17 protein-coding genes and 5 pseudogenes are annotated in these 23,305 nt (G+C 69.8%); 18 read left to right on the plus strand and 4 right to left on the minus strand.

Annotated elements, in window-relative coordinates; all coding sequences use genetic code 11:
* Window positions 1-264 (plus strand): annotated as a pseudogene (locus ABT006_RS30425) (SAM-dependent methyltransferase); the annotation flags it as partial.
* 927 nt (window positions 265-1,191) lie between these two features.
* Window positions 1,192-1,654: pseudogene (locus ABT006_RS30430) on the plus strand (transposase); the annotation flags it as partial.
* A 95-nt stretch (window positions 1,655-1,749) separates the two neighbouring features.
* On the opposite strand, the gene ABT006_RS30435 reads toward ABT006_RS30430, so the two are convergent.
* Complete coding sequence (locus tag ABT006_RS30435) at window positions 1,750-2,196, minus strand: anthrone oxygenase family protein (RefSeq protein WP_350711912.1); 447 nt, start codon at window positions 2,194-2,196, stop codon at window positions 1,750-1,752.
* Window positions 2,197-2,285: 89 nt separating this feature from the next.
* On the opposite strand from ABT006_RS30435, the gene ABT006_RS30440 reads away from it, so the two are divergent.
* Together ABT006_RS30440 and ABT006_RS30445 are read left to right on the plus strand one after the other, a co-directional pair.
* Window positions 2,286-2,864 (plus strand): TetR/AcrR family transcriptional regulator, encoded by a 579-nt coding sequence (locus ABT006_RS30440; RefSeq protein ID WP_350711913.1) that lies wholly within the window; start codon window positions 2,286-2,288, stop codon window positions 2,862-2,864.
* A gap of 529 nt (window positions 2,865-3,393) precedes the next feature.
* Window positions 3,394-3,753, plus strand: a complete 360-nt coding sequence (locus ABT006_RS30445; protein ID WP_350711914.1) for a hypothetical protein — start codon at window positions 3,394-3,396, stop codon at window positions 3,751-3,753.
* Window positions 3,754-4,085: 332 nt separating this feature from the next.
* On the opposite strand, the gene ABT006_RS30450 is transcribed toward ABT006_RS30445, so the two are convergent.
* Window positions 4,086-5,795 carry a 3-ketosteroid-delta-1-dehydrogenase gene (locus tag ABT006_RS30450; RefSeq protein ID WP_350711915.1) on the minus strand — a complete coding sequence of 570 codons (1,710 nt, stop codon included), beginning with the start codon at window positions 5,793-5,795 and terminating at the stop codon, window positions 4,086-4,088.
* A 145-nt stretch (window positions 5,796-5,940) separates the two neighbouring features.
* On the opposite strand from ABT006_RS30450, the gene ABT006_RS30455 reads away from it, so the two are divergent.
* Window positions 5,941-6,501: a TetR/AcrR family transcriptional regulator gene (locus tag ABT006_RS30455; protein WP_350711916.1), complete on the plus strand. Its 561-nt coding sequence runs from the start codon at window positions 5,941-5,943 to the stop codon at window positions 6,499-6,501.
* Between the two features lie 184 nt (window positions 6,502-6,685).
* On the opposite strand, the pseudogene ABT006_RS35180 reads toward ABT006_RS30455, so the two are convergent.
* Window positions 6,686-6,823 (minus strand): annotated as a pseudogene (locus tag ABT006_RS35180) (IS30 family transposase); the annotation flags it as partial.
* Between the two features lie 63 nt (window positions 6,824-6,886).
* On the opposite strand from ABT006_RS35180, the pseudogene ABT006_RS30460 reads away from it, so the two are divergent.
* The 6 genes and pseudogenes from ABT006_RS30460 to ABT006_RS30485 form a co-directional block, all read left to right on the plus strand.
* A pseudogene (locus ABT006_RS30460) lies at window positions 6,887-7,120 on the plus strand (integrase core domain-containing protein); the annotation flags it as partial.
* A pseudogene (locus ABT006_RS30465) lies at window positions 7,047-7,574 on the plus strand (winged helix-turn-helix domain-containing protein). The pseudogenes ABT006_RS30460 and ABT006_RS30465, both read left to right, overlap by 74 nt.
* Before the next feature lie 112 nt (window positions 7,575-7,686).
* Window positions 7,687-10,626 (plus strand): zinc-binding metallopeptidase family protein, encoded by a 2,940-nt coding sequence (locus tag ABT006_RS30470; protein WP_350711917.1) that lies wholly within the window; start codon window positions 7,687-7,689, stop codon window positions 10,624-10,626.
* A gap of 232 nt (window positions 10,627-10,858) precedes the next feature.
* Window positions 10,859-11,122 carry a hypothetical protein gene (locus ABT006_RS30475; RefSeq protein WP_350711918.1) on the plus strand — a complete coding sequence of 88 codons (264 nt, stop codon included), beginning with the start codon at window positions 10,859-10,861 and terminating at the stop codon, window positions 11,120-11,122.
* Between the two features lie 54 nt (window positions 11,123-11,176).
* Window positions 11,177-11,305, plus strand: a complete 129-nt coding sequence (locus ABT006_RS30480) for a hypothetical protein (RefSeq protein WP_350711919.1) — start codon at window positions 11,177-11,179, stop codon at window positions 11,303-11,305.
* A 16-nt stretch (window positions 11,306-11,321) separates the two neighbouring features.
* Window positions 11,322-11,474: an acyl-CoA dehydrogenase family protein gene (locus ABT006_RS30485; protein WP_350711920.1), complete on the plus strand. Its 153-nt coding sequence runs from the start codon at window positions 11,322-11,324 to the stop codon at window positions 11,472-11,474.
* A gap of 159 nt (window positions 11,475-11,633) precedes the next feature.
* Here ABT006_RS30485 and ABT006_RS30490 read toward each other — a convergent pair whose 3' ends face one another.
* The gene (locus tag ABT006_RS30490; protein ID WP_350711921.1) at window positions 11,634-14,795 is read right to left on the minus strand and encodes a non-ribosomal peptide synthetase; all 3,162 of its coding nucleotides are present in this window, start codon (window positions 14,793-14,795) and stop codon (window positions 11,634-11,636) included.
* Between the two features lie 345 nt (window positions 14,796-15,140).
* Here ABT006_RS30490 and ABT006_RS30495 point away from each other — a divergent pair, with 345 nt between their 5' ends.
* Genes ABT006_RS30495 through ABT006_RS30525 form a run of 7 tightly spaced genes read left to right on the plus strand, consistent with a single transcriptional unit; the run spans window position 15,141 to window position 23,290 of the window.
* Entirely contained in the window at window positions 15,141-15,956 is an 816-nt protein-coding gene (locus ABT006_RS30495; protein WP_350711922.1) for a thioesterase II family protein, read from the plus strand.
* 49 nt (window positions 15,957-16,005) lie between these two features.
* Complete coding sequence (locus tag ABT006_RS30500) at window positions 16,006-16,743, plus strand: thioesterase II family protein (protein ID WP_350711923.1); 738 nt, start codon at window positions 16,006-16,008, stop codon at window positions 16,741-16,743.
* A complete protein-coding gene (locus tag ABT006_RS30505; protein WP_350711924.1) occupies window positions 16,740-18,485 on the plus strand; it encodes a non-ribosomal peptide synthetase in 1,746 nt (581 codons plus the stop codon). The genes ABT006_RS30500 and ABT006_RS30505 overlap by 4 nt, the downstream gene beginning before the upstream one ends.
* Window positions 18,482-19,735 carry a cytochrome P450 gene (locus tag ABT006_RS30510; protein ID WP_350711925.1) on the plus strand — a complete coding sequence of 418 codons (1,254 nt, stop codon included), beginning with the start codon at window positions 18,482-18,484 and terminating at the stop codon, window positions 19,733-19,735. Before ABT006_RS30505 ends, ABT006_RS30510 begins: the two co-directional genes overlap by 4 nt.
* The gene (locus tag ABT006_RS30515) at window positions 19,732-21,279 is read left to right on the plus strand and encodes a condensation domain-containing protein (protein ID WP_350711926.1); all 1,548 of its coding nucleotides are present in this window, start codon (window positions 19,732-19,734) and stop codon (window positions 21,277-21,279) included. The genes ABT006_RS30510 and ABT006_RS30515 overlap by 4 nt, the downstream gene beginning before the upstream one ends.
* Window positions 21,279-22,553, plus strand: coding sequence for an ATP-grasp domain-containing protein (locus tag ABT006_RS30520; RefSeq protein WP_350711927.1), 1,275 nt, complete (start codon window positions 21,279-21,281; stop codon window positions 22,551-22,553). The genes ABT006_RS30515 and ABT006_RS30520 overlap by 1 nt, the downstream gene beginning before the upstream one ends.
* Window positions 22,550-23,290, plus strand: coding sequence for a helix-turn-helix transcriptional regulator (locus ABT006_RS30525; protein ID WP_350711928.1), 741 nt, complete (start codon window positions 22,550-22,552; stop codon window positions 23,288-23,290). The genes ABT006_RS30520 and ABT006_RS30525 overlap by 4 nt, the downstream gene beginning before the upstream one ends.
* The last annotated feature ends 15 nt before the right edge of the window (window positions 23,291-23,305 follow it).

Consider the following 23,305-nt stretch of genomic DNA (forward strand, 5'->3'; position numbering starts at 1 on the left):
CGTCACCCCGATCGTGAGGCCGCGGCAGCGCGGGCGGCCGCGCTCGAGATCGTGGACCTGCGCACCGCTCGCTGCCGGATGGAGTTCTTCGACATCGGCGCGGTCGTCTACACCCTGCGCAAATGCGTCTGGTGGGTGCCCGACTTTACCGTGGAGCGGTACCGGGACACCCTCGAGCGACTGGACGCCCACATTCGCAACCACGGCGCCTTCGTGGCCCACTCGACTCGGACCCTCATCGAGGCCAGACGTGCACCCCGCTGAAACGCTCACCGAACGGCTTCCCTGAGGCTGCCGCTCGTGCCGCCGGGCGAGCGCACTGGGCAGACGCGGCTCCGAAGGCTTCTTCGCCCGGCTCGACAAGGACCGCAACCTGATGTGGATCGCGGCGCTGACCGACTCCAACCTGTTTGAGAGGGTGGAGGTGCACGGCTGGCCGGTCGCGTTCATCAACAACTGGGGGCAACTCGGTGACGGTCGACCTCAACCATCCCGACTTCGCCTGAGCCTCTGGCGCATCGGCAACTGGCGGGAGCAGGGCCGCGGGTCCGGCGGCGCCACCTCGTACCTGCTGCACATCGGCTGGTCGGCGCCGGGTGCTGCTGGACGTGGAAGGCGTCGCGAACTGTTACGCCGTCTCCTTGAGCAAAGTGGCGCGGCTCGGTTGGCGCGGTTGGGTCGAGCACCCATCGGCTGCGGTCCGGGGGCCGCGGACCGTTACGACGGCTTGACTACGGGCATCCGGACTTGCCGAGGAGAGTAGGGGTGCTCGCAGGATTTTTACTTGATGTTCGTGTGTGCTCTGGCGGGTATTGTCGTCGGGTGCCCGAGTTGATCGCATCTACCTTCCGCCTGCACGGTGCCTTGGCTTGAGGCTCATGCGGAGTGGGGTCCCGGGTTACACGAGGACGGCTTCGGGCTGGGCCCCTCCGACGAGGTGGATTCGCCGGCCGGGTTCGCGGCCTGGGTGGCGCGGCTGGCGGACCAGTCGGATCCGGCGAAGACGATCGACGTTCGCAAACGCCGTTGCACGCATCGATGGATCGTCGAGAGCGATCGCGTGCTCGGCGGGATTGCACTGCGGCACGGTAGCGACGACTACGTGCGGTGGGCCGGTCATCAGATACGGCATCCGGCCGTCCGCGCGTCGGCGCGGACTTGCCGCCTGGGCGCTGGGCCGGATACTCGTTGGGGCAGGCGGCCGACAGCCCACGGTTCATCCCGGTGCTGGGGAGGATCCGGATCCGTGGCCCAGTGGGGCGGCCTCGCACCAGGCCGGACGCGGTCGCCGGGGACAAGGCGTACTCGTCCCGCGGCAACCGCGCCCACCTGCGCAGGCGCGGCATCAAGGCCGTCATCCCGGAGAAACGGGACCAGGCCGCCAACCGGAAGACGAAGGGTCGCAAAGGGGGACGCCCCGTCGACCACGACGCCGAGTTCTACAAGGAGAGGAACACCGTCGAGCGCCTGATCAACAAGCTCAAGGCGTGGCGGGGGCATCGCGACCCGCTACGACAAGACCCCGGAAAGCTACCTCGCCGGGCTTCGGCTACGTGCCTCGGTCATCTGGATCAAAGACGTCATCCGAGTCAGAGCCGGGAGCCGCGCAGGTCATCGAGGGGCGCAGTTGTCGGGATCGCAGTTGTGGCCCTGAGCGGCAGCTGCATTCCGGGATGTCGGGATTTCCATGGCCCGCTGCCGCCCGGGGAGTGGGGATTGTGCGCCACCGGCGCGGTGCCGGCCCGCGAGTCAGATGAGGGCGGCGACCAGCAGGGCGAAGGCGGCGATGATGACGGCGACGCGGACGTAGTGGAAGCGGTCCCAGCGGTTCATCTGCTGCTTCCAGTCGGCGGGCCGGTTGTCAGGGGTCCACGTCTTGCCCCGGTTGTTGATCGGGACGAGCAGCAGGATCGACATGATCACGCTGAGGATCAGCAGCGCGCCGGCGGTGACGACGAGGCCGTTGCCGTGGTGGTGCCATCCGGCGATGGCCCAGACCGCGACGAGGATGAGCGAGGTGATGTACCAGACCGGCATCACGGCGCCGAGCATCCGGCCTCCGTGGGCGCGGCCGAGTTGGCCGCTGTCACCGGGGAGTGCGTTGAGGATCGGGTTGATGACGAAGGCGACGGAGAACTCCACCCCCACCATCAGGCCGACGACCACGATGGTGAAGACCTCGAGTGCGTTGAGCATGAAACCCTCCCGGTATCTAGTGTTGCTAGACGATAAGGCAACGCTAATACTGCTGCCGCTTGATTGTCTAGCGGTGCTAGGATCGAATCATGTCGGTACAGGAACGCAAGGAGCGCGAACGGGCGGCGCGCGAGCGCCTCATCGTGGCGACAGCCCGCGAACTCGCCGAGCAGCAGGGCTGGGACGCGGTCACGACCCGCCGGCTCGCAGAGCGCATCGAATACAGCCAGCCCGTCCTCTACAGCCACTTCCGCGGCAAACGCGAGATCATCGGCGCAGTCGCCCTCGACGGCGCCGCCGAGATGGCCGCGGCACTGCGGGCCGCGACCTCCACCGCGGACGGCCCACGCGCCCGGGTCACCGCCCTCGCCCGCACCTACCTCGACTTCGCCGCACGCAACCCGGCGGTCTATGACGCCATGTTCGAGCTCGACGGCGGCCTGGCCTTCGCGAGCGAGGACACCCCACAACCTCTTAAGGAGGCCTTCGCCGCCCTGCTGGAAAGCCTCGGCGAGGTCGCCGGGGACGGCGTCCACCCGGCACTGTTCACCGAGGTGTTCTGGGCGGCCGTGCATGGGCTGGCCACTCTGACCCGAGCGGGACGGCTGCCGCCGGAGGACACCGAGCCGAGGGTGGAGTTGCTGGTGGACCGGCTCGCCATGGTCTGACACACCATCCCGGCGGGCATGCAGCCGGGGCCCTCGGGCCCCGCCGCTGCCTGCCTGCGGCATCGCTTCCGGTCACTCGCGCCCACACGGCGCAGCCGCAAATCGCCGGGCCCCGTACTCCAGACGGGCACCGCCCCGGAAGCTGCGATGCTCATTGATCACGACCCGATACGCGCCCTTAAGTCGATCGAGCGGTGTGGCGGCGTCTTTGAGGGCATCCGGGACACCAAGTTCCGCCCCGCCCGGCGTTACTGGATCGAGATTTAGCGATAGGGCCAGGCGTGCGTATCTGCCACCAGTCGAGCGAGACCCGCCGTGACCGTACGTCGAGCCGGTGTGTGCGCGGACGTGCCGATCAGAGAACGAACGGCATCGGCCCCGGTGGCCGGGTATCGAGTACGTCTGATTCCTTCTGTGGCAGCATCGGGGCCGGGTGGCTGCCTTTTCGACACGTTGACGGTGTTTGGCGAACTCCTGCCCACGTATTGCGGCGCGGGGCTGGACCGTTCTGTGGGAGGTAGGAGGATGCATGGCACTGGGGCGAGTGCTGGTGGTCGGTCTCGATCCCGTCAGGATCCCGGGCTGGGATCCTGAGCCGGTTGCGGCGGCGATAGCGCGCGGTCAGGCCCGTTTCGGCGATCACGGCATCGAGGCCGACCTGTGTTTGGTGGCGCCCGACGAAGATCCCGAGGGAGCGATCATCGAGGCGTTGACCCGCAAGGACTACGCCTGCGTGGTGGTCGGTGGCGGCATCCGCAAGCACGAGCCGTTGCTCGAGCTTTTCGAGAAGGTGATCAACCTGGTCCGGCAGCATGCTCCCGGCGCGGCCATCGCCTTCAACAGCAGCCCCGAGGATACCGCCGACGCCGCGCTGCGGTGGCTGCGGTAGGCCGGCAAAGGCACCGCGTCCGGCCCGCGCCATCGATGCCGGTCGACGCCGTGCAAGGCGGGGATGCGATGCGCTCCCATGACCCGGAGGCCGGAATCTCGGCAGGCCTGGACGCAGGAGACTCGCGCCGGTTGGGCAGTGACCCGCGGCGGGGGTGAGGTGCTGGGCGGGGTGACACTGGAGCCAGCGGATTGAGTGCTCGACCGAGTCTTCCGGCCACGGCCTCCGTGCCGCATGGTGAGGTGCCGAGGAGCCGTCCAGGCTCGGATCGCACACGGCGGTCCTGACCACCCCGGGACTGGTCAGGACCGCCGTGTCGTGCGGTCGCTGCGCTAGGCAGCGGCGGCTCGCTCGGCCGCGTCGGAGGCGATGATGTAGCCGAACACCAGGCCCTGGCCGATGGTGGCGCCGGCGCCGGGGTAGACGGCTCCGAACACGTTGGCGGCGGTGTTGCCCTGGGCGTAGAGGCCCTCGATCGGCTCGCCGGCCTCGGTGAGCACCCGGCCGCGGCCGTCGGCGATCAGGCCGCCGCAGGTGCCGAGGTCGGAGAGCACGACCTTGACGGCATAGTAGAGGCGGCCGTCGAGGGGGCGCAGGTTGGGGTTCGGCACGACGGTGGGGTCACCGTAGTAGCGGTCGTACGCCGAGTTGCCCCGGCCGAAGTCCTCGTCGGTGCCGGCGCCGGCGTTCGCGTTGAAGCGGGCGACGGTCGCCTCGAAGGCGGACTCCGGGACGCCCATGGCGCGCGCGAGCTCGGCAGGGGTGGCGGCCTTGTGGGCGATGCCCGCCTCGTACCACTCCTTCGGGAGCGGCATCCGCGGGAAGGAGCCGCCCGCGAAGACGTAGCTGTTGCGGTAGGTCTGGTCGAAGACCAGCCACATCTCGCCGACCGGGTCGCCGTCGCGCTCGCGCTGCAGCACGGTCTGGCCGAAGGTCATGTAGTCGGTGGACTCGTTGATGAAGCGCTTGCCCTGGGAGTCGATCATGAAGGAGCCGGGCAGCGACCGCTCGGCCAGCAGGATCGAGGGCATCGCGCCGTCGGTGACCGGGTGCACGGCCGGGAACCACCACGACTGCTCCATGTTGCCGATCGCTGCGCCGCTCTCCTGGGCGATCCGGATCACCTCGCCGGTGTTGCCGACGGCGCCGAGGCTCACGTCCTCGACCAGCGAGGGCGACTGGTACTGCTGGCGCATCGCCATGTTGTGGTCGAAGCCGCCGGCGGCCAGCACTACGCCGAGACGGGCGGTCACGGTGACCTCGCGGCCTCGCTGGGTGAGTACGGCGCCGGTGACGCGGCCGTCCTCGACGACGAGACGGGTCAGTGCGGTCTCGGTCCAGATCGGTACGCCGGCCTCGATGAGTCCGGCGTACATGCCGCCGGCGATCGCCTGACCGCCGGCGACGTACTCACGACCAATGACCTTGCCGCCCACGCCCTGCAGGACCCGCCTGATCGCCTTCGGGAAGCCCTTGCCCGGCTTCTTCGCCATCAGGTTGAGCCACTTGTAGTCGGCGCCGGTGATCGGCATCGGCAGCGGCGCCTCCATCGTGGCCGGCTGGAAGCGGCCGCGCTCCTTGCCCAGCTTGTTCAGGTTGAACGCCCGCGACTCGACCGAGCGACCGGCGGCGCTGCCGCCTGGCTTCTCGGGGTGGTAGTCGGAGTAGCCCTTGGCCCAGAACAGCTTCAGTGGTGTGGTGCGCTCGAGCATCCGCACGGTCTCGGCGCCGTTGTCGATGAAGGGCTGCCAGCGCTCGCGCGGGCTGGAGCCGGCGACCACGGCCTCGACGTACTCGGCGCCGCGCTCCTCGGAGTCGATCGCGCCGTCGCGCTCGAGCACCGGGTTGGCAGGGATCCAGAAGGCGCCGCCGGAGCGGGCCGTCGAGCCGCCGACGTGCTCGGTCTTCTCGGCGATGGCGACCTTCAGGCCCCGCTCGTGGGCGGCCAGTGCGGTCGCCATGCCGGTGCCGGAGCCGATCACCAGCAGGTCGACGGTGGTGTCCTCGACTCGGAGAGGCTCGGAGGGGTGTGGAGCACCCATGACACGGGTTCCTTTCTCGGTGGGTCGTAGCCGTGGCGCGGCGCTCTTCCCGTGGTGCCTGCCGGAACGGTGGTTCCAGGGCGTCGTGGCGAACATCGCCATCCTAGCCGTTCGGCTAGCAGGTGCTTGCCGCTAGGCTGGGAGAATGGTCACATCGAAGCCGGCCGCGCCGGGCCGCGACGGAGTCCTCGCGGCGGCGCTCGAGCTCTTCGCCGATCGCGGGATCGGCGCCACCTCGCTGCAGATGATCGCGGACCGACTCGGGGTCACGAAGGCCGCCGTCTATCACCACTTCCGGACCAAGGCCGACATCGTCATCACGGCGTTGCGACCCGGCCTGGACCAGCTCGCCGCGGCGGTGCAGCTGGCCGAGAGCCACACCGACCAGCGGGCACGGGCCGGCACGGTCATCGCCGGCATGGCCGAGTGCCTGGTCACCAATCGCCTCGGCTACCAGGTGATGATGTCGGACCCGACCGCCACGCGACTGCTGGAGTCCGACCCCGAGCTCGCGGAGCTCTTCAAGCGGGTACGCCGTGCCCTGGGCGGCCCGAACCCCGACATGACCACCCGGATCGCGGTCGCCTGCTTCCTGAGCGCCTGCCTGGGGCCGGCCACCGACCCCGGCTGTGCCGACAGCACCGACGCCGAGCTGCGCGCGGCCGTGCTCGACGCGGGGGAGCGGCTGGTCCTTAGCCGCCTCTGAGGCGGATCCGTCCCGGAGGCAGGCTCGGGGCGCACGACAAGGATGGAATCGCCTGCGAGAAGGCCTGAACTCGGTCAACCTTGCGGCCAGGTCGCCCTGAGTGGCCGACCTGGCCGGGGCGGAGATCATTCGCACCTCCGACGGTGGCGGATGCGCCTATCCGTGGCGGTGACGGCCGCGGCCGAACCCTCATCGACTCATCATCCGGGAAGTCGAGGGGAAGCCTCCGGGCAATCTGCTCCGGACTCCACGCCCGCCCCCACCGCCGGTCGGCCCGCCGCCCGTGCCTGCGCCCGATCCACCGCACCGTCGGCCCGGCCGCCGCCCATCGATGTGGTGAAGACACCTTCACGTATGCCTCGGGCGAACGCCTTTCGCGGAACGCTTCGTCCGCAGCGTCCGCGCCGAGCGCACCGACCGGGTACTGATCTACAACGAACAGCACGCCCGCACCGTGCTCCGCGCCTACGAGGACCACTACGACCGCCACCGGCCGCACCAGAGTCTGGACCAGCATCCACCGACTACGACCCCGGCGCGGGTCATTGCGATCGACAAGCCGATCCGCCGGCGACGGGTCCTCGGGGGCGCGATCAACGAATACCGCCGAGCCGCTTGATCCACTCGCAAATCCCCAGCTCACGAATGCGACACACAATTTCGGCACGGTACAGGGGCTCCGCGCGGGCGCCGACGACTACGTGGTGAAGCCGTTCTCCATGGCGGAACTGCAGGCCCGGATCGAGGCGGTGCTGCGCCCGACCGCCCGCGCCGCGCGGGCCGAGGCGACGCTGTAGGTCGCCGACCTGCGGGCCGACCTCAACGCCCGGCAGGTCTGGCTCTCCGACCGGGAGGTGAACCTGACCCGCAAGGAGTTCGACCTGCTGATGGCGTTGGCCCGGCAGGCGGGCACGGTCGTGTCCCGCGAACGGTTGCTGATGGACGTATGGCAGACCACCCAGAAGGCCGGGCACACCCTCGACGTCCACGTCGCGGCTCTACGCGGCAAGCTCGACGACGTCGGCCTGGTGGAGACCGTACGCGGGGTGGGCTACCGGCTGCGGCCGAGCTGACGACACCGGCCGATTCTCAGATCATCCTCAAGAAATCGCGCCCCGTCGGCCGCTGGCGGCACGGCTGGCGTGTGCTGTCGCCACCGTGTCATCCCCCTGTTCTGGAGCTTCTATGAGAGACAGACGGACGGCCATCTTCTCCGTCCTGCTCGCCGCGGCCCTCGCGGCGACCGTTGCGCCCACACCCCACGCGTCCGCGGCCGGCCCCGGCGAGGAGCGCTTCCAGCCGAGTGTCACCTATGACCTGTCGGTGACCGACGCCGAGCGCGACGCGATCCACGCGGAAGTCGAGGCGTTGGCTGGACGCGTCAACAGCGCGCGGGCGGGAGACGGCAGCTACGACCCGCTCACTCTGGTCGGGGCGATGCTGGACGGGTCGAGCTACGACTCCATCTCCCGGGGCGGCACGGCCGCGACGGCGTACCCCTTCCCGGTCAGCAACACCGAAGCCAACCAGCACGAGTACGACCGCAAGGTCGCCAAGCTCGCCTGGGTGGTCAAGCTGGCCACCGACCTGGGTTTCCCGGTGGTCGTCCAACGCCAGCCCGACAAGTACGTCTACGCGGAGATCGGTGACCCGGACGCCCCGGAGATGGTCATGGCGTTGAGTCACCTCGACTCGCCGACGGCTTCCGTTTCGCCGGCCCAGCTGGCGCGCTGGCGGGACGCCGATGGCAACCTCGGCACTCCTGGCGCGTACCACTCGCCCTATGTCCAGGACGGTTGGGTCTACGGGGCGGGCATCCAGGACGACAGCGGCCCGACGCTGGCGACGCTGCTCGCGGCCAAGGCGCTACTCGAGGCGGGGTTGCCCCTCGACCGACGCATCCGCATCGTCATGGGAATCTACGAAGACGGCGGTCCCGGCACGCCCTCGACGACGAACACCGCCACCTTCCAGTCCATCCCGTACAACTCGAACCCGAGTTTCTACGACAACTGGGCCTACAAGAACCTGAACCGCGAGGAGATCCCGATCGCGGCCTACACCTCCGACTCGCGGTTCCCGGTCATCGTCGGCAACTCCGGATCGGTGACCCCGTCGGTGTCGATGAGCCTGTCCGCGGATAGCACCAAGGCCTTCCGGCTGACGGCTGCCACAGCTGGCGTCACCCTGCGCGAAGGCGACCCGACGCTCAAGGACATCGCCTACGGCAGCACCACGCAGATCGCCTCGCGGGCCATTTTCACCCTCGACGTGGCGGGGGCCGGCTCCGCCGAGCGCGGCCGGTTCGTGTCGGCGATCACCGCTGCCGCGACCACGAAGGGTTGGCTCCCGGCTGCTTCCGGCACCACCCCCAAGGTGCAGACCACGATCACCGGCGACTCGCTCACGCTGGAGATCAACACCGATGTGGCGATGGAGATGCCGACCCCGCAGTACGGCAAGAATGCCGTCGTGTGGGGGATGTTCCTCCTCTCCCAGGGCCTCGGCGCACTGGGAAGCACGGCCGCCGACCTGCAACTGAAGAAGGCCGCCGACGGCATCACCGACCTGTTCTTCCGCGACGGTGTCGAAGGCGAGGCCTATATCGGCAAGTACATGGGCATCCCGGCGAATCTGTTGCGCAACCCGAGCAACGGCACGCCGAACCTCACCTTCGCCCTCATGGGCGGCATCAATTCAGAGACCCCGACGAGCTTCTACACGGACGCCTCCGGCAGCCTCAGCATGCCGATGTACGTGCGCAGCATGCACGTCACCGCGGCTGACTCCGGCCAGGCGGCGGCGGCGGTCACGGCCGCCTTCCAGGCGAAGGGGTTCACCATCGGCAACCTCGGCTCGCCCGTCGGCGCCGGGTTGTACGTCACGCACGACAACCCGCTGACCGCTCTTCAGTTCGGGAGCTACCAAGCCTCGATCAACCGCAACCCGGGGGCGTTCCCCGATCCGTATTCCCTCCGGGACGTGGTCTATCCGCAGGGCACGACCGGTGGCACCCTGGCCAGCAGCTTCCGCAACAAGATGACCGCCTTCGGCGCCGTCATCCCGGGTAACGAGCGCTGGTGGCACACGGCCAACGAGCGGATGAAGGTCGACTCGGCAGTGCAGATGACCAAGATCATGGCCGATGGCATGCTGGAGATGGCCCGGTACTCCGGGCCCGCCGGTGCCAAGTTCATGTGGGCGGACATGCCGGGGCTGAACGCCGACCGGGCCGACCTCGACCTGCTCGACGTCACGATCGGAACCTACAAGGACGCGTCGGCCGCTGTCGGCACGAGCCAGTTGGGCAACCAGGCCCTGCTCGGCGCCACCTCGTTCAACATCCCGATGTGGAACGGACGCGGCAACTCGACCCCGACGGCGTCGGCTTTCGCACTGGGGCACGCCCCGGGAGGGGTCTACCTGCCCCTGACCGACCCCGAGTACCAGAACAGCACGTACGTGGCGCCGATGCGTCTGGAGTTCAAGGTGGAGCGCCCCGACTACATGTCGGACGCGGCTTGGGCGAAGTTCGTGGCCGGCGGCTACGGCGACTTCCAGTTCAACATTCTCGTCGGCGACAAGGTCGTGCCGCTGGCCGTTCCTGCGGGGCAGAGTGCGGACAAGTACTTCTCCTCGCGCATCTCGGCCAACAACCCCGACGCCATCTACCTGTCGGTCAACCTCGCGATCACCGATGCCCCGTACGCCGGGGTGCAGGCCGTCCTCGCGGATTCCAAGACGGACCTGTACACGGTCAATCCGACGTACTTGGCCTCAAACCCGGATCCGTTCCCGGGGCGCGGGGCCATCGAACAACGGGGCTTCTTCCTGTTCGGTGATGGGCAGAAGAACGCGGAGTTCTCTTCGCCCGACGCGGTCTACGTGACAGTCGCCAACGCGGTCATCGACGCGAAGCCGTCGGCGGTGGTGAAGAAGTTGAAGGGCGACACGAACGAGTTGACCATCACGGTGAAGCAGACCCACATCGACGGCAGCGAGTCTCCTGTGACGGCCACGTTCACCATCGACAACAACGCTGCTGGCACTTACACCGTCGGCGATTACAAGGTATACGTCGATACCAAGGGCAACACCCAGGTGCGGTCGATCTCCATCGTGTGACGCGTGTGAACAGGAAGTTCAGCGCGCGCACGAGGAGGTGCATACTACGGTAAAAGGCCCTCCGGCTGACGAAGTTTGTTCGCCCGTTTCTGGTGCAACGAGCCGTGGGTCAGGTGTGGAAACAGACGTGGTGGCTCCCCGTTCGGCGGGGAGTCACCACGTGTTTCTGCGAGCAAGAAACCGTACGTATGCAATTGGATCCCGACTCCTTGGCCGGCACGTCGTAAGCCGCGTGCCTAACGGCATGACCTCGTGGAAAGCCTGGTGTGGTGAAATTGTGCGCCGTTTCACTCGGCGCTGGATTGTCTGGCCTTCGGGCCTGCTGAGGCAATTCACCAACGGCCGCTTCGGGTACGTCCTGGCGTCGGAGCCGACCTGTGGTGCGCTGGAGGAGGTCGATCTGTTCGCTCCGGCCGACGCCAAGGAGATCGGCACGGTCGAGCAGCAGCGTGTCTCGGCTCTCCGGTTCTACGGACTGCGCCATCAGTGCAGCTGAAGAAGGTAGCGCGCCGGGCCATCCACGGGCCGGTAACCGTGGCGCGCAGCGGTCATGAGCGGCGGCAAACCCCTGGCCGAGCACCAGCTCGTCGCCCGACACGTGGCGCAGCTGCTGGCCGCGGAGCAGACCGCGACGAGGACGTGCGCACGCCAGCCACTGCTGGGACAGCCGGCCGCCTGAGATGGTGTCGGCGACGGTGCTGGCGAAGTACCTGAGCTCCCGGCACGCCGCGGCGGGCGCCGCGACCGCAGTCCAGGTGCTCGCCTCCGCGGGCGCGCGGGACAGCCACCCCGTCGCACGGGCGTACCGCGGCGCCAAGCTGATGGAGATCATCGAGGGCAGCAACTGAGGTCGAGCCAGGGGCAGGACACACGCCTCCACCAGGTCGTCGGTGTGGATGAGTTCGTGCACCTCGCGGATGGCGACGGTGTCCGGATCGTCGGCGGTCGGATCGATGACCCGACCGAAGAGCAACGTGTTGTCGATCGGGTGCCCGACCAGGCCCACCTCAGGCGTCGGGCACGTCGAGCTGACTCAGCCGGGCGGCGGGGTGGGAGGTCACCTGTTCCAGTAGGCGTTCCAGGCCGCCCGCGAGGCGTTCGACGGTTTCCCGGTGGAACAGGTCGACGCGGTACTCCACGGAGCCGAGCACCCCCTGCGGCCGGCCGTCCGCGTCGCGCCGTTCCGCGAACCGGTACGACAGATCGAACGCCGCGGTGTGGTTGCCGACCGGTTCCGCCTCCACGCCGAGCCCGGCTAGGGCGACGCCGGATGAGATCGCGGGTTGGGTCCCCGTCCTGACCTGGGCCAGCGGGTGCCGGCCGGCCGGGTGCACCGGGTCGAGCTGCTCGACCAGCCGTTCGAAGGGCAGATCCTGGTGCTGGTACGCGGCCAGGTCCGTGGTCCGTACCCGGACCAGCAGTTCCGCGAAGGTCGGGTCCCCGGCGGTGTCGACCCGAGTGACCAGCGTGTTGGCGAAGCGTCCGACGAGCCGTTCCAGGGCGGCCTCGGCCCGACCGGACCCCGTGACCGCGAACGGCAGATCGGTGCCCGCCCCGAACCGGGTCAGCAGTGCGGCCACCGCCGCCTTGAGCACCATGCTGACGGTCGTGCCGCTGGCCCCGGCCAGTCCGGCGAGCCGGACATGCAGGTCGGCGTCGATGTCGACCGGGACCAGGCCGACGTGTGACCGCGAGTCGGCCGGCCGGGCCCGGTCGAACGGCAGCACGAGTGCGTGCGGTATGCCGTCCAGGTATCCCTTCCAGAAGGTCAACTGCCGCGCCGTGACGCTGTCCGGGTCGTCGACGTCGCCCAGCAGATCCCGCTGCCACAGGACGTGGTCGGCGTACTCCACGGGCAACGGCTGCCAGCGCGGCGCAAGGCCGGCGAGCCGGGCACCGTACGCCTCGGTCAGGTCGCGCAGCAGTGGATGCCATGACCACTCGTCGGCGGCGATGTGGTGCAGGACGAGCACGAGCGCCGAGCGGTCCTCGTCCACGAGGAACAGCCTGGCCCGTATGGCGGGCTCCCGCTGGAGGTCGAAGGGCTCCAGGGCGACGGCCGTGACGGAGTCGGCCAGCTTCTCCGCGCTCACGTGTTCGACGACCAGGGGCGGCTGGACCGAGGTGGCGTCGACGATCCGCGCGACAGGTGCCCCCTGGTGCTGCGGGAACAGGGTGCGGAGCACGGCGTGCCGGCGTACGACATCGGTGAGCGCGGCGTCGAGCGCCGCCACGTCGACCCGACCGCTCAGGTGGAGAAGGTACGCCCCTTGATCGGCTGGGGAGGTGCCGGGCGCCTGATGCCGGAACCAGAGATGTCGCTGCGCGTGCGACAGGGGCACCACGTCACCGTCGGTACGTCGGGTCAGTGGCGGACGACCGGTCGCGGCGGTGATCTTCGCGGTGATCGCGGCGACGGTGGGCGACTCGAACAGCTCCTGGATGCTCACCTCCAGCCCGAGGACCGCTCTGATCCGCGTGACCAGGCGGACAGCGGTGAGCGAGTGTCCCCCCAGTACGAAGAAGTTGTCGTCCGGGTCCACCACGGGATGGCCGAGCGCCTGGGCGAAGAGCTGGCAGAGCAGTTCCTCCACCAGCGACCGTGGCGCGCGACCGGTGGTGGCGGCGAGGGTCGGCTCCGGCAGGGCCGACCGGTCGAGTTTTCCGTTGACGGTGTGGGGCAGCGCGTCCAGCAGCACGAATGCCGCCGGCACCATGTAGCCGGGCAGGACCAGCGAGAGATCGTCGCGGAGCCGGCGCTGGTCCGGCGTGGTCCCGTCGTGGGGCACGACGTATCCGACAAGGCCCTCGTCCCCGGTCGGCAGGGTGCGGACGGCCACCGCGCCGGCGCGTACCGCCGGTTGTCGGACCAGCGCCGCCTCGACCTCGCCGAGCTCGATCCGGAACCCGCGGATCTTGACCTGGTCGTCGGCCCGGCCCAGGTACTCGATGTCGCCGTCCGGTCGGAGCCGTGCGAGGTCACCTGAACGGTAGCCGCGGATTGTCCGCCCGTCGGCGTCGGTCAGCTCGACGAACCGTTGCCGGGTCAGCTCGGGCTGCGCGTGGTATCCGAGCCCGACACCCGGACCGATGACGACGATCTCGCCCGCGTCGCCTGGTGGCACCGGACGGAGCTGGTCGTCGGCCAGCAGGAACGAGGAGTTCGGCAGCGGTACCCCGATGAGGCTCGCCCCCTGGAGCAGGTCGGCCTCGCGGACCCGGCGGTAGGAGGCGTGGACGGTCGTCTCGGTGATGCCGTACATGTTGATCAGCTCGACCGCCTCGTCGCCGTACTTGGCGACCCACGGCGCAAGGCTGGCGAAGCGCAGCGCCTCGCCGCCGAACACGACCCGACGCACCGACAACCTGTCGTCGTGCCGTTGCTCCTCGGCGATCAACTGGTTGAAGGCGGTCGGCGTCTGGCTGAGCACCGTCACTCCCCGGTCCCGCAGCAGCCGCCGGAACAAGGCCGGATCCTGGACGGCGGGCTCCGGTACGACGACCACGGAACCGCCGTAGAGCAGCGCCCCCCACATCTCCCAGACAGCGACGTCGAACGCGAAGGAGTGGAACATCGACCACACGTCGTGAGCGTCGAACGCGAAGAGGGAGTCCGTCGAGTCGAACAGGTGCAGGACGTTGCCGTGGGATATCCGTACGCCCTTGGGCTGGCCGGTCGTGCCCGAAGTGAAGATCATGTACGCGCAGGCGGAGGAGTCCACCGACGGCGGTGAGTAGCGCAGGTCCCCTGGCCGATCGTGGTCCAGCCGGATCACCGCGGTGTCCGGTGGTAGGTTGCCTGCCAGGTCGCTCGTCGTGATGACCAGGGCAGGTTCGGCCACGGCGAGGATGCGTTCCAGCCGGGCCCGGGGGTTCGCCGGATCGAGCGGAACGTACGAGCAGCCCGCCTTGATCACCGCGATCGCCGCCAGGACCAGGTCGGCGGTCCGGGGCAGGAAGATGCCGACGTGGGCGCCAGGGTCGACGGCCCGGTCCTGAAGCTGCGCGGCCACCGCCTCGGCGGCCTGGTCCAGCTCGGCGTAGGTGAGCACTCGCCCGTCCGCGATGACGGCTGTCCGGTCGGGATGACGACGCACGGAGTGGGTGAAGCCGGCCAGCAGGGTCTCGGCCCAGCCGCCGACACCACGGCGCGATTCGGTTGGGGTCATGCTCATCCTTCACTCGCGGTGACGCAAGCACGGCGCTGACGGTGAGCCCGGCCAGTTCGGGGGTGCCTGCTCGGCAGTGCCGATACGGCACGGTCCAGGCGCGCACCAGAGAACAGAGGCCCGGCGATTCTCAGATCATGTCGTTGATGCATCGGCCTGTCTTCAACCGATGGTGGAGGACGTGCGCCCAGCCTCCACCATCGGTGGAGGTCCGGCACCGTGCGTGGCCGGCCGCCCCGACCGGCGACCGGCGACCGGCTCCCGCCTTCCACGCCGATTCCACGGTGTTTCCACAGCCGGGTGCTTCACTGGGCCGAGATCCATTGACGAAAGAGAGTGTGCCGCATGGCGCTGGAGCCAATAACGCGTGGGCTGTGGCGGTACCGCGGCGTTGCCGGCGAGCCCAGCCGCCCTGCCGCCCGTACCGTGGTGGTGGCGCCGTACGGCGGCGGCAGCGCCTACTCCGTACACGAGTTGCTGCGGCACGTGGCACCCACCGCCGACGAGACGCTCGTCCTCCAGTACTCGGGACGGGGACCACGTATCGGTGAGCCGCCCACGGCCAGCCTGCACGATCTCGCCGACCAGTTGGCACAGGACATCGACCAGCACACTGTCGGCAACCTGGTGCTCCTCGGGCACAGCCTGGGCGGGCTGCTCTGCTTCGAGCTGGCACACCGGCTCACCCGCTCCGGCCGCCACGTCGAACTCGTGGTGATCTCCTCGGCCCAGCCGACGGCGTTCAAGACACTGTGCGCCGACGAGATCCAATCACGCGGTGTCGAACAGTGGGTCGCCGTCCTCCGGGAGGAGAACGCCGTCACCGAGGAGATCCTCGACGACCCGGAGATGCGGCGCCTCGCGATCCAGGCGATCCGCTCCGACACGCTGCTGGCCGCGCGGCACGTCGCGTCACCCCAGCCCCTGCCCTGCCCGATGTTGATCGTCGGAGGCGACGCCGACCCCGACATCACTCCCGAGCACCTGCGTGGCTGGGAGGACCTGACCCTCGGGCCGGCGACCACCATCCTGCTGCCCGGTGGCCACTTCTACTACCGCGACCGGGAAGCGGAGCTCGGCGAACTCATCCGCCGGCAGCTACCCCTGCCGTGCGGGACCGGCTCGGCACCGATGTGCCCGACGCGGGGAGAACGAGGATGACCCAGTCGTCCGACCGCGCGGACGGTTGCCGCCGGAGGGGAGGCGAGTCGTGAAGCGCAACCGCTGGCTGCTGCGCGACCCGTCCGACGAGTCCGTCGGCCGCATCTTCTGCTTCCCGTACTCCGGCATGGGCGCGTCGATGTTCAACCGGTGGCCCCGCTGGATCGACGGGATCGAGGTCTGCCTCGTGCAACTACCCGGTCGGGAGAACCGCGTGCGTGAGCCCCACTACCGCAGCTACGCGCAGTTGGCGGACGTACTGTCCGAACAACTCCTACCGCTGCTCGACCGACCGTTCGCCTTCTTCGGTCACTGCGCCGGCGCGTTGCCGGCGTACGAGACGGCGCGCCGCCTGCCCGTCGACCGGCTGCCGCACCCGGCCAGCCTCGTGGTCTCGGCCCAGGTCGCGCCGCACCACTGTCCGCACGACCGGTTCCTGGCCCTCACCGACGAGGAACTCCTCGACGAACTGGCCGACCTCGCGGTGCGGCGCGGCGGGCAACCGGATCCCGCGATGCTGGCACTGAGCATGGCGGTGCTGCGCGAGGACCTGGAGGCCAACCGCCACTACCGACGCGACGAGCCGGCGCCGGTCCCGATGAACATCTCGGTGCTGCACTGGGCCGACGACCCCGAGGTGACCGAGGCCGAACTGCGGGGCTGGGAGCACTACAGCGACGACGTGCGGTTCGACGTCCTCGCGGGGGGCCACTACGAGTTCCTGAACGCACCCGAGACACTGCTTGCCCTGCTGTCGGCGCAACTACAGGAGCGTGCCCCGCGATGATCGACGAGCTGTTCCGGCAGATCGCCCCACGGCACTCCGCCCGGACGGCGGTACGGGCCTGGGACGGCGAGTTGACCTACCACGAGCTGCACCGGCGCGCCGACCAGCTCGCCCACCGGTTGCAGCAGGCGGGCACGGCCCCGGGGGCGGTGGTCGGAGTGCACCTGCCACGTTCCGCCGCGGCCGTGGTCGGCCTGCTGGCGATCCTCCGGTCCGGCGCCGCGTACGTCGCGCTCGACGACCGCTACCCGTCGGAGCGCCGCGATGCCATCCTGCGGGACGCGGCCGTCGACCTGGTCCTCACCACACCCTCCGGACTGCCGGACCTGCCGACCGGCTGCCGGGCCCTGACGGTGCCGGACGCCCTGGACGACGGGCCGGCAGCCCCGTCCGTGGTCCGGGCCGGCCCGGACCACCTCGCCTACCTTGCCTACACCTCGGGCTCCACCGGCCGGCCCAAGGGGGTGTGCGTACCGCATCGGGCCGTCGTCCGCCTGGTGGTGGAGAACGGCTTCCTGCCGATCCGCGACGACGACGTGTTCGTCCAGTACGCGCCGCTGGCGTTCGACGCGTCCACGCTGGAGGTGTGGGGCCCGCTGCTCAACGGGGCCTGCCTCGTCATCCCGCCGCCGGGCGATCTCTCGCCGGAGGAAATCTGCGCCTACGTCGCCGCACAGCGCGTTACGGTGCTGTGGCTCACCGCCGGCCTGTTCCACCGGGCGGTCGAGGCCGGCCTCGACAACCTGCGTGGACTGCGGCACCTGCTGGCCGGCGGGGACGTCCTCTCCGTACCGCACGTGAACCGCGCCGTGGCGGCGCTGCCCGACACCGTACTGATCAACGGGTACGGGCCGACGGAGAACACCACCTTCAGCACCTGCCACCGGATGACTTCCGTGGTCACCGGCAGCACCGTCCCGATCGGGCAGCCGATCCACGGCAGCACGGCGTACGTCCTGGACGATCGGCTCAGGCCGGTGGACGACGGTCAGGTCGGCGAACTCTACGTCGGCGGGACGGGCATCGCCCACGGATACCTCGGTGACCCCGCGCTCACCGCGACCCGCTTCGTCCCCGACCCCTTCGCCGCCACCCCCGGCTCGCGCATGTATCGCTCCGGCGACCTCGTCCGGCGGACCGGGGAGCAGCTCGAGTTCGTCGGCCGGCGGGACCGGCAGGTCAAGATCCGGGGCTTCCGGGTCGAGCCGGCGGAGGTGGAGGCCGTGGCGGTCGGGGCGCCGGGCGTGACCGACGTCGCGGTCGTGGTGCAGGACGACGCGCGCGGGAGCAGGCGCCTGGCGGCCTTCTTCACCGGGACCGCATCCGTGCTGGAGCTCCGCAGACGGCTGAGCGAGGTGCTGCCGTCGTACGCCGTCCCTGCTCGGGTGACCAGGCTGGACGCGCTGCCGCTGACCGCGAACGGCAAGGTCGACCGGACGGATCTGGCTGGCCGGGAGTCCCACAGCCGTCCCGAGGTCAGCGCCGATCACCGGAAACCGGCTACGGAGCTGGGGCTGAGCATCACGCAGTTGTGGGAGGACCTCATGGACCTCGACGGCATCGGTGCCGACGACGACTTTTTCGAACTCGGCGGCCACTCGCTCCTCGGGGTGCAGATCCTCGCGGAACTCCGGCAGGCGCACGGCGTCGAGGTGTCCCCGCTGGCGTTCTATCTGGACCCGACCCCGGCCGGACTGGCCCGCAGCGTGCAGGCCGCCCACCAGATGCAGGAGATCCGGTGAGGATCTCCAGCGGCGCCCAACCCCTGACGACGCCGGTGGCGGACGTCGACCTGTTCGCCCCCGACTTCTACGCCACGGGTGACCCGCACCCGGTGTGGGCCGAGATGCGGGCCCGGCACCCGCTGCACCGGCAGGAACTGCCGGACGGCCGGACCTTCCTGTCGGTCACCAGGTACCGGGACGCCTGCCGGGTGCTCAGCGACCACCGCGAGTTCACCTCGGAGCAGGGCAGCCTCCTGCAACAGTTGGGCCACGGCGACCAGGCGGCCGGACTGATGTTGGTGTCGACCGACCCGCCCCGGCACACCGAGCTGCGCACCCCGCTCAACCGCGTGCTGACCGCCAGGGCGGTGCGCGACCTCGAACCGGACGTCGTCCGGGCGGTCCGCCGGATCCTGCTGCCCGTGCTCGATCGTGCGGAATGGGATCTCGCCGAGTGCGTCGCCCAGCTGCCGATGGCGGTCGCCGGGATGCTCATGGGAGTTCCCGAACCAGACTGGGCCGAGCTGACGCGGTGGACCGCGATGGCTGCCGCGCCAGCGGACCCCGGGCTGTGTGTGCGTCATCCGGCCGCAACCCTGGCCATCGCCCACCACAGCCTGTTCGACTACTTCGCCAGGCAGTTGCGCGACGGCGGATGCCAGCGACGGGACGACCTGATCGGGCACCTGGCCAGCATGCTGGCCGGTGGTCGGCGGCTGACCACCGAAGAGGTCATCTACAACTGCTACAGCCTGCTGCTCGGCGCGAACGCCACCACCCCGCACGCCGTCACCGGCACCGTCCTCGCGCTGATCGAACACCCGGCGCAGGCCGTCGCCGCACCGGAGGCACTGACCGGCCTGGTGGAGGAGGGCCTGCGGTGGACCTCGCCGGCCAACAGCTTCCTGCGCCACGCCCGGCAGGACGTGGAACTCAGCGGCGGCCTGGTCCGTCAGGGCGAGGCGGTCGCGGTCTGGGTCGGGTCGGCCAACCGGGACGGGGAGGTCTTCACCGATCCCTACCGGTTCGAAATCACCCGCCCGGACAATCGGCACATCGCCTTCGGATTCGGCCCGCACTACTGCCTGGGCGCACCGCTGGCGCGGATGACGCTGGCCATCTTCTTCGCCGAGTTGTTCCGGGCGTTCGAACGGATCGAGCTCAACGGTCCGGTGGAGCACCTGGCATCGAACTTCATCGCCGGCATCACACACCTGCCCGTGCTGACCCGGCGGCGCACGGCATCCCCGAGGGAGTTCGCCGAATGAGCGACACGACGCAGGCCATGGTGGAGATCTGGCGGAGGCACCTCGATGACCAGCCGATCGGCCCGGATGACGACTTCTACGCCCTCGGCGGGGACTCGCTGATCGCCCTACGGGTCGTCGCGGACGCCAACGCGCGGGGCATTCCGGTCGAGCTGCGCGACCTGATGTTCTTTCCGACCGTCAGCGAGTTGGTGGCGGCGGTGGCCGGTCGTGACGGACGTGCCGACGGGGTGGGGGACTACCAGCCGTTCAGCCTCCTGGACCCCTACGACCGGGCGCTGATGCCGGCGGAGGTACGCGACGCCTGGCCCACCTCGGTCCTTCAGGTGGGGCTCATCTACCTGAGCGAGGCGTCGGGCGACCCCCGTCTCTACCAGGACCTCATCGGTGTCGAGGTGACCGGGCCGTTCGACAAGGCGTTGTTCACGGCCGCGCTCGACGAGCTGTGCGGCCGACACCAGGCCCTGCGCTCCTCCTTCGACCTGGGCGGTTTCAGCGTCCCCGCGCAACTGCTGTGGTCCTCGGTGGACCCGCCGTTGACCGTCGAGTACGCCACCACAACCGAACCGGTCACCCGCTGGCGTGAGACACAGCTGTCCCAGGCCATCGACTGGGGCCGTCCACCGGTCCTCCGTTGCCACGTGGTGGCACTCGAGGGCTGCTTCCACGTCACCCTCACGCTCCACCACGCCCTCCTCGACGGCTGGAGCTACGCGCGACTCTGCTACGAGCTTCTCGCGCTGTACGACGCGAAGCTCACCGGCCGGCCGGCGGACCTGCCGCTGCCACCGGCCTCCGGGCAACGGGAGTTCCTCCGGCTGGAACGGGAGGCCATCGACAACCGGGAGGCCGCCGACTTCTGGCACGCCGAGGCGGACGTGCCCGGGCTGCTGCTCGACCGTGGGCGTTTCGGCGGCGCGGCCGACCCCCGGGAGATGCTCACCTTCGAGGTCGGGGAGACCCTGCTGGAGGGCCTCAGAGCGGTGGCCGGCACCATCGGCGTCCCCCTGAAGAGTCTGGTTCTCGGCTGTCACGTCCGGGCCCTGAGCACCTGGACCGGTCGGGACCGCGACGTGGTGACCGGGTTGACGGTCAACGGGCGGCCGGAGATCGCTGGCGCGGACCTCCTCGTCGGACTGTTCCTCAACACTGTTCCCATCCGGGTGCCGGTGGTGCCCGAGGACCAGGTGGAACTGTGGCGCAGCGCCCTCGCCGCCGAGCAGCGGGGGATGCGTCACCGGCGGTACCCGCTGGCCATGATCGAGCAACGGCTGGGCCGGCCACCGTTCGACACGGCGTTCAACTTCACCCACTTTCACGTGTACGACCAACTGGAGCAGTTGACCGCGATCAGGCCCGGCGCGTGGTGGGCCTTCGACAAGACCAGCTTCCCGTTCATGGTCGACTTCATGATCAACTCGCGTGACCTGGGCACCGCCGTCGCGGTGGCCTACGATCCCGACCTGTTCGACAAGGCGCAGGTGACGACGTACCTGGAGTTGTACCGTGGTGCGCTGCACGCGGCGGCGGGGATGCCCGACTGATGGCCGGCCCGCTGGTTGTCGTGTACGACCGTGGCGCCGCGTCGGCCGCGGAGATCGCCGTCGGACTGGGGACGCTCGGCCCGGTGGCGTTCCTGGTCAACCCGAGCGGATACACCGACCGGACCGGGGAGGTGCTGCGCCGGCTGGGTGACGTCGTACCGTTGACCGGCGACCGCGAGGCGGATCTGGCGGCGGTGCGTCGGCTCACCCCGGCGGCGGTCCTGACCTTCTCCGAGCCGATGCTGCCGGTCACCGCGTGGCTGGCCGACGCGCTCGGCCTGCCGTTTCACCCGATCGCCACGACCGGGCTGCTGACCAGCAAGGTGCGGCAACGTGAGCGCCTGCGTGTGCGCGGCGTCGACGACGTACGTAGCCGCCCGATCTCCTCGATCGACGAGTGGGCCGCCGCCCGGGACCACGTCGGCCTGCCCGCCGTGGTCAAGCCCGTCTACGGCCAGGGCAGCCGGAACACGTACGTGATCACTGACGACGCGGCGGCGCACCGGGTGCTCGCCCCACTCCTGCCGGCGGGCCGTGCGTCCACAGTGGTGGTCGAAGAGCTGCTCGTGGGCCGGTCGGGCGGACCGTACGGCGACTACGTGTCGGTGGAGAGCTACCACGGGCCGCAGGGGCTGCGGCATCTCGCCGTCACCGGGAAACTCCCGCTGGTGCCGCCCTTCCGGGAGACAGGGCAGTTCTGGCCGGCGGCGGTGACCGACGTCGAGCGGAAGGAGATCCTCGATCTCGCCACGCGTGCCCTCACCGCGTTCGACCTGGGCCCCGGTCTGACCCACACCGAGATCAAGCTGACCGAGCGCGGGCCACGGATCATCGAGGTGAACGGTCGCCTGGGCGGCCACATCGGCGCACTGGCCCGGCACTGCGCCGGCTTCGACGTGGTCCGTCTCGCCGGGCAGCTGGCACTCGGCCAACCGGTGACCGTGCCCCCGATCGACCAGCCGGACAGGGTCCACTTCCAATACCACACGTTGGCCCCGGTCGAGCCCTGCGAACTCATCTCGATCAGCGGCGCGGCCGACGTCCGCCAGGTCGACGGCATCGACGGCTTCCGGGCGTACGCACGGGTGGGCGACGTCCTCGACGCCGACGTGATGACCCGGCATCTCGACCTGCACTGGGGGCGTTGTGACCGGCCTGCCGACCTGGCCGCGCTCATCGCCGCGGCGCAGCGTCGGATCTGTTACGAGTTCCGGTTCCGCGACGGGACCCGGCGACTGAGCGCAGCCGAGCTGCATCGGGAGGTGCCGGTATGACGGTGGTCCAGGATGCGACGCGCCAGTTCCGGTCGCGATCGAAGGCCGACGGTGGCGAGACCCGCGCCAGGATGCGGACCCGGGTCCTGGTCGCGGACCACGATCCGCTCTGGCGTCACCTGCTGTACGACGTGCTGAACGGCGACAGCCAGCTCGACGTCGTGGCCGAGGTGGACAGCCGCCGACCGCTGGCGGACTGGCCGCTGCAACGTGTCGAGGTGGCCGTCCTCGGAGCCAGCCACGGGGAACCGATGGTCGGTGCGATCCGACAGTTGACCGCCCGGCGGATCAGGGTCGTCCTCCTCTGCCTGGACTGGTCCCGGCGCAGTCTCGACGCCGCGGTGGCGGCCGGCGCCGCCGGCTGCCTGGTGAAGGAGACCGATCTCAGCGGTGTGGCCGGCAGCGTGCAGGCGGTCGCCGGCAGGAACCGGGTGTTCTCCGCTGCCCTGCTGAACTTTTACGTCGACCCGGCCGGGGTGAACCGGCCGTCCCAGGACGCGGTGCAGAAGCTGACCGCCCGGGAACGCGAGGTGCTCTGCCGCCTCGGCGAGGGACTCACCACCGCCGAGGCGGCGGAACTCTGTGGGGTCTCGAGCGCCACCGTCAAGAGCCACGTCTCGCACGCCCTGGCCAAGCTCGGCGCCCGTAACCGCCTGGAGGCGGTCCTCATGGTGCGTGACACTCTGGGCGCCCCGGCGCCGGGGGCGTACTGGGCCCCGGATGCCGCCGCGGGCTGACCGCGTGGAGCCGGG

Source organism: Micromonospora sp. NPDC002717, assembly GCF_040295705.1.
In the GTDB taxonomy this organism is placed as follows: domain Bacteria; phylum Actinomycetota; class Actinomycetes; order Mycobacteriales; family Micromonosporaceae; genus Micromonospora.

What these genes read in the sequence shown, in the direction of transcription:
- ABT006_RS30435 (WP_350711912.1), bottom strand. Translation starts at nt 2,196, where the DNA reads ATGCTCAACGCACTCGAGGTCTTCACCATCGTGGTCGTCGGCCTGATG.
- ABT006_RS30440 (WP_350711913.1), top strand. Translation starts at nt 2,286, where the DNA reads ATGTCGGTACAGGAACGCAAGGAGCGCGAACGGGCGGCGCGCGAGCGC.
- ABT006_RS30445 (WP_350711914.1), top strand. Translation starts at nt 3,394, where the DNA reads ATGGCACTGGGGCGAGTGCTGGTGGTCGGTCTCGATCCCGTCAGGATC.
- ABT006_RS30450 (WP_350711915.1), bottom strand. Translation starts at nt 5,795, where the DNA reads ATGGGTGCTCCACACCCCTCCGAGCCTCTCCGAGTCGAGGACACCACC.
- ABT006_RS30455 (WP_350711916.1), top strand. Translation starts at nt 5,941, where the DNA reads ATGGTCACATCGAAGCCGGCCGCGCCGGGCCGCGACGGAGTCCTCGCG.
- ABT006_RS30470 (WP_350711917.1), top strand. Translation starts at nt 7,687, where the DNA reads ATGAGAGACAGACGGACGGCCATCTTCTCCGTCCTGCTCGCCGCGGCC.
- ABT006_RS30480 (WP_350711919.1), top strand. Translation starts at nt 11,177, where the DNA reads ATGAGCGGCGGCAAACCCCTGGCCGAGCACCAGCTCGTCGCCCGACAC.
- ABT006_RS30490 (WP_350711921.1), bottom strand. Translation starts at nt 14,795, where the DNA reads ATGACCCCAACCGAATCGCGCCGTGGTGTCGGCGGCTGGGCCGAGACC.
- ABT006_RS30495 (WP_350711922.1), top strand. Translation starts at nt 15,141, where the DNA reads ATGGCGCTGGAGCCAATAACGCGTGGGCTGTGGCGGTACCGCGGCGTT.
- ABT006_RS30505 (WP_350711924.1), top strand. Translation starts at nt 16,740, where the DNA reads ATGATCGACGAGCTGTTCCGGCAGATCGCCCCACGGCACTCCGCCCGG.
- ABT006_RS30515 (WP_350711926.1), top strand. Translation starts at nt 19,732, where the DNA reads ATGAGCGACACGACGCAGGCCATGGTGGAGATCTGGCGGAGGCACCTC.
- ABT006_RS30520 (WP_350711927.1), top strand. Translation starts at nt 21,279, where the DNA reads ATGGCCGGCCCGCTGGTTGTCGTGTACGACCGTGGCGCCGCGTCGGCC.
- ABT006_RS30525 (WP_350711928.1), top strand. Translation starts at nt 22,550, where the DNA reads ATGACGGTGGTCCAGGATGCGACGCGCCAGTTCCGGTCGCGATCGAAG.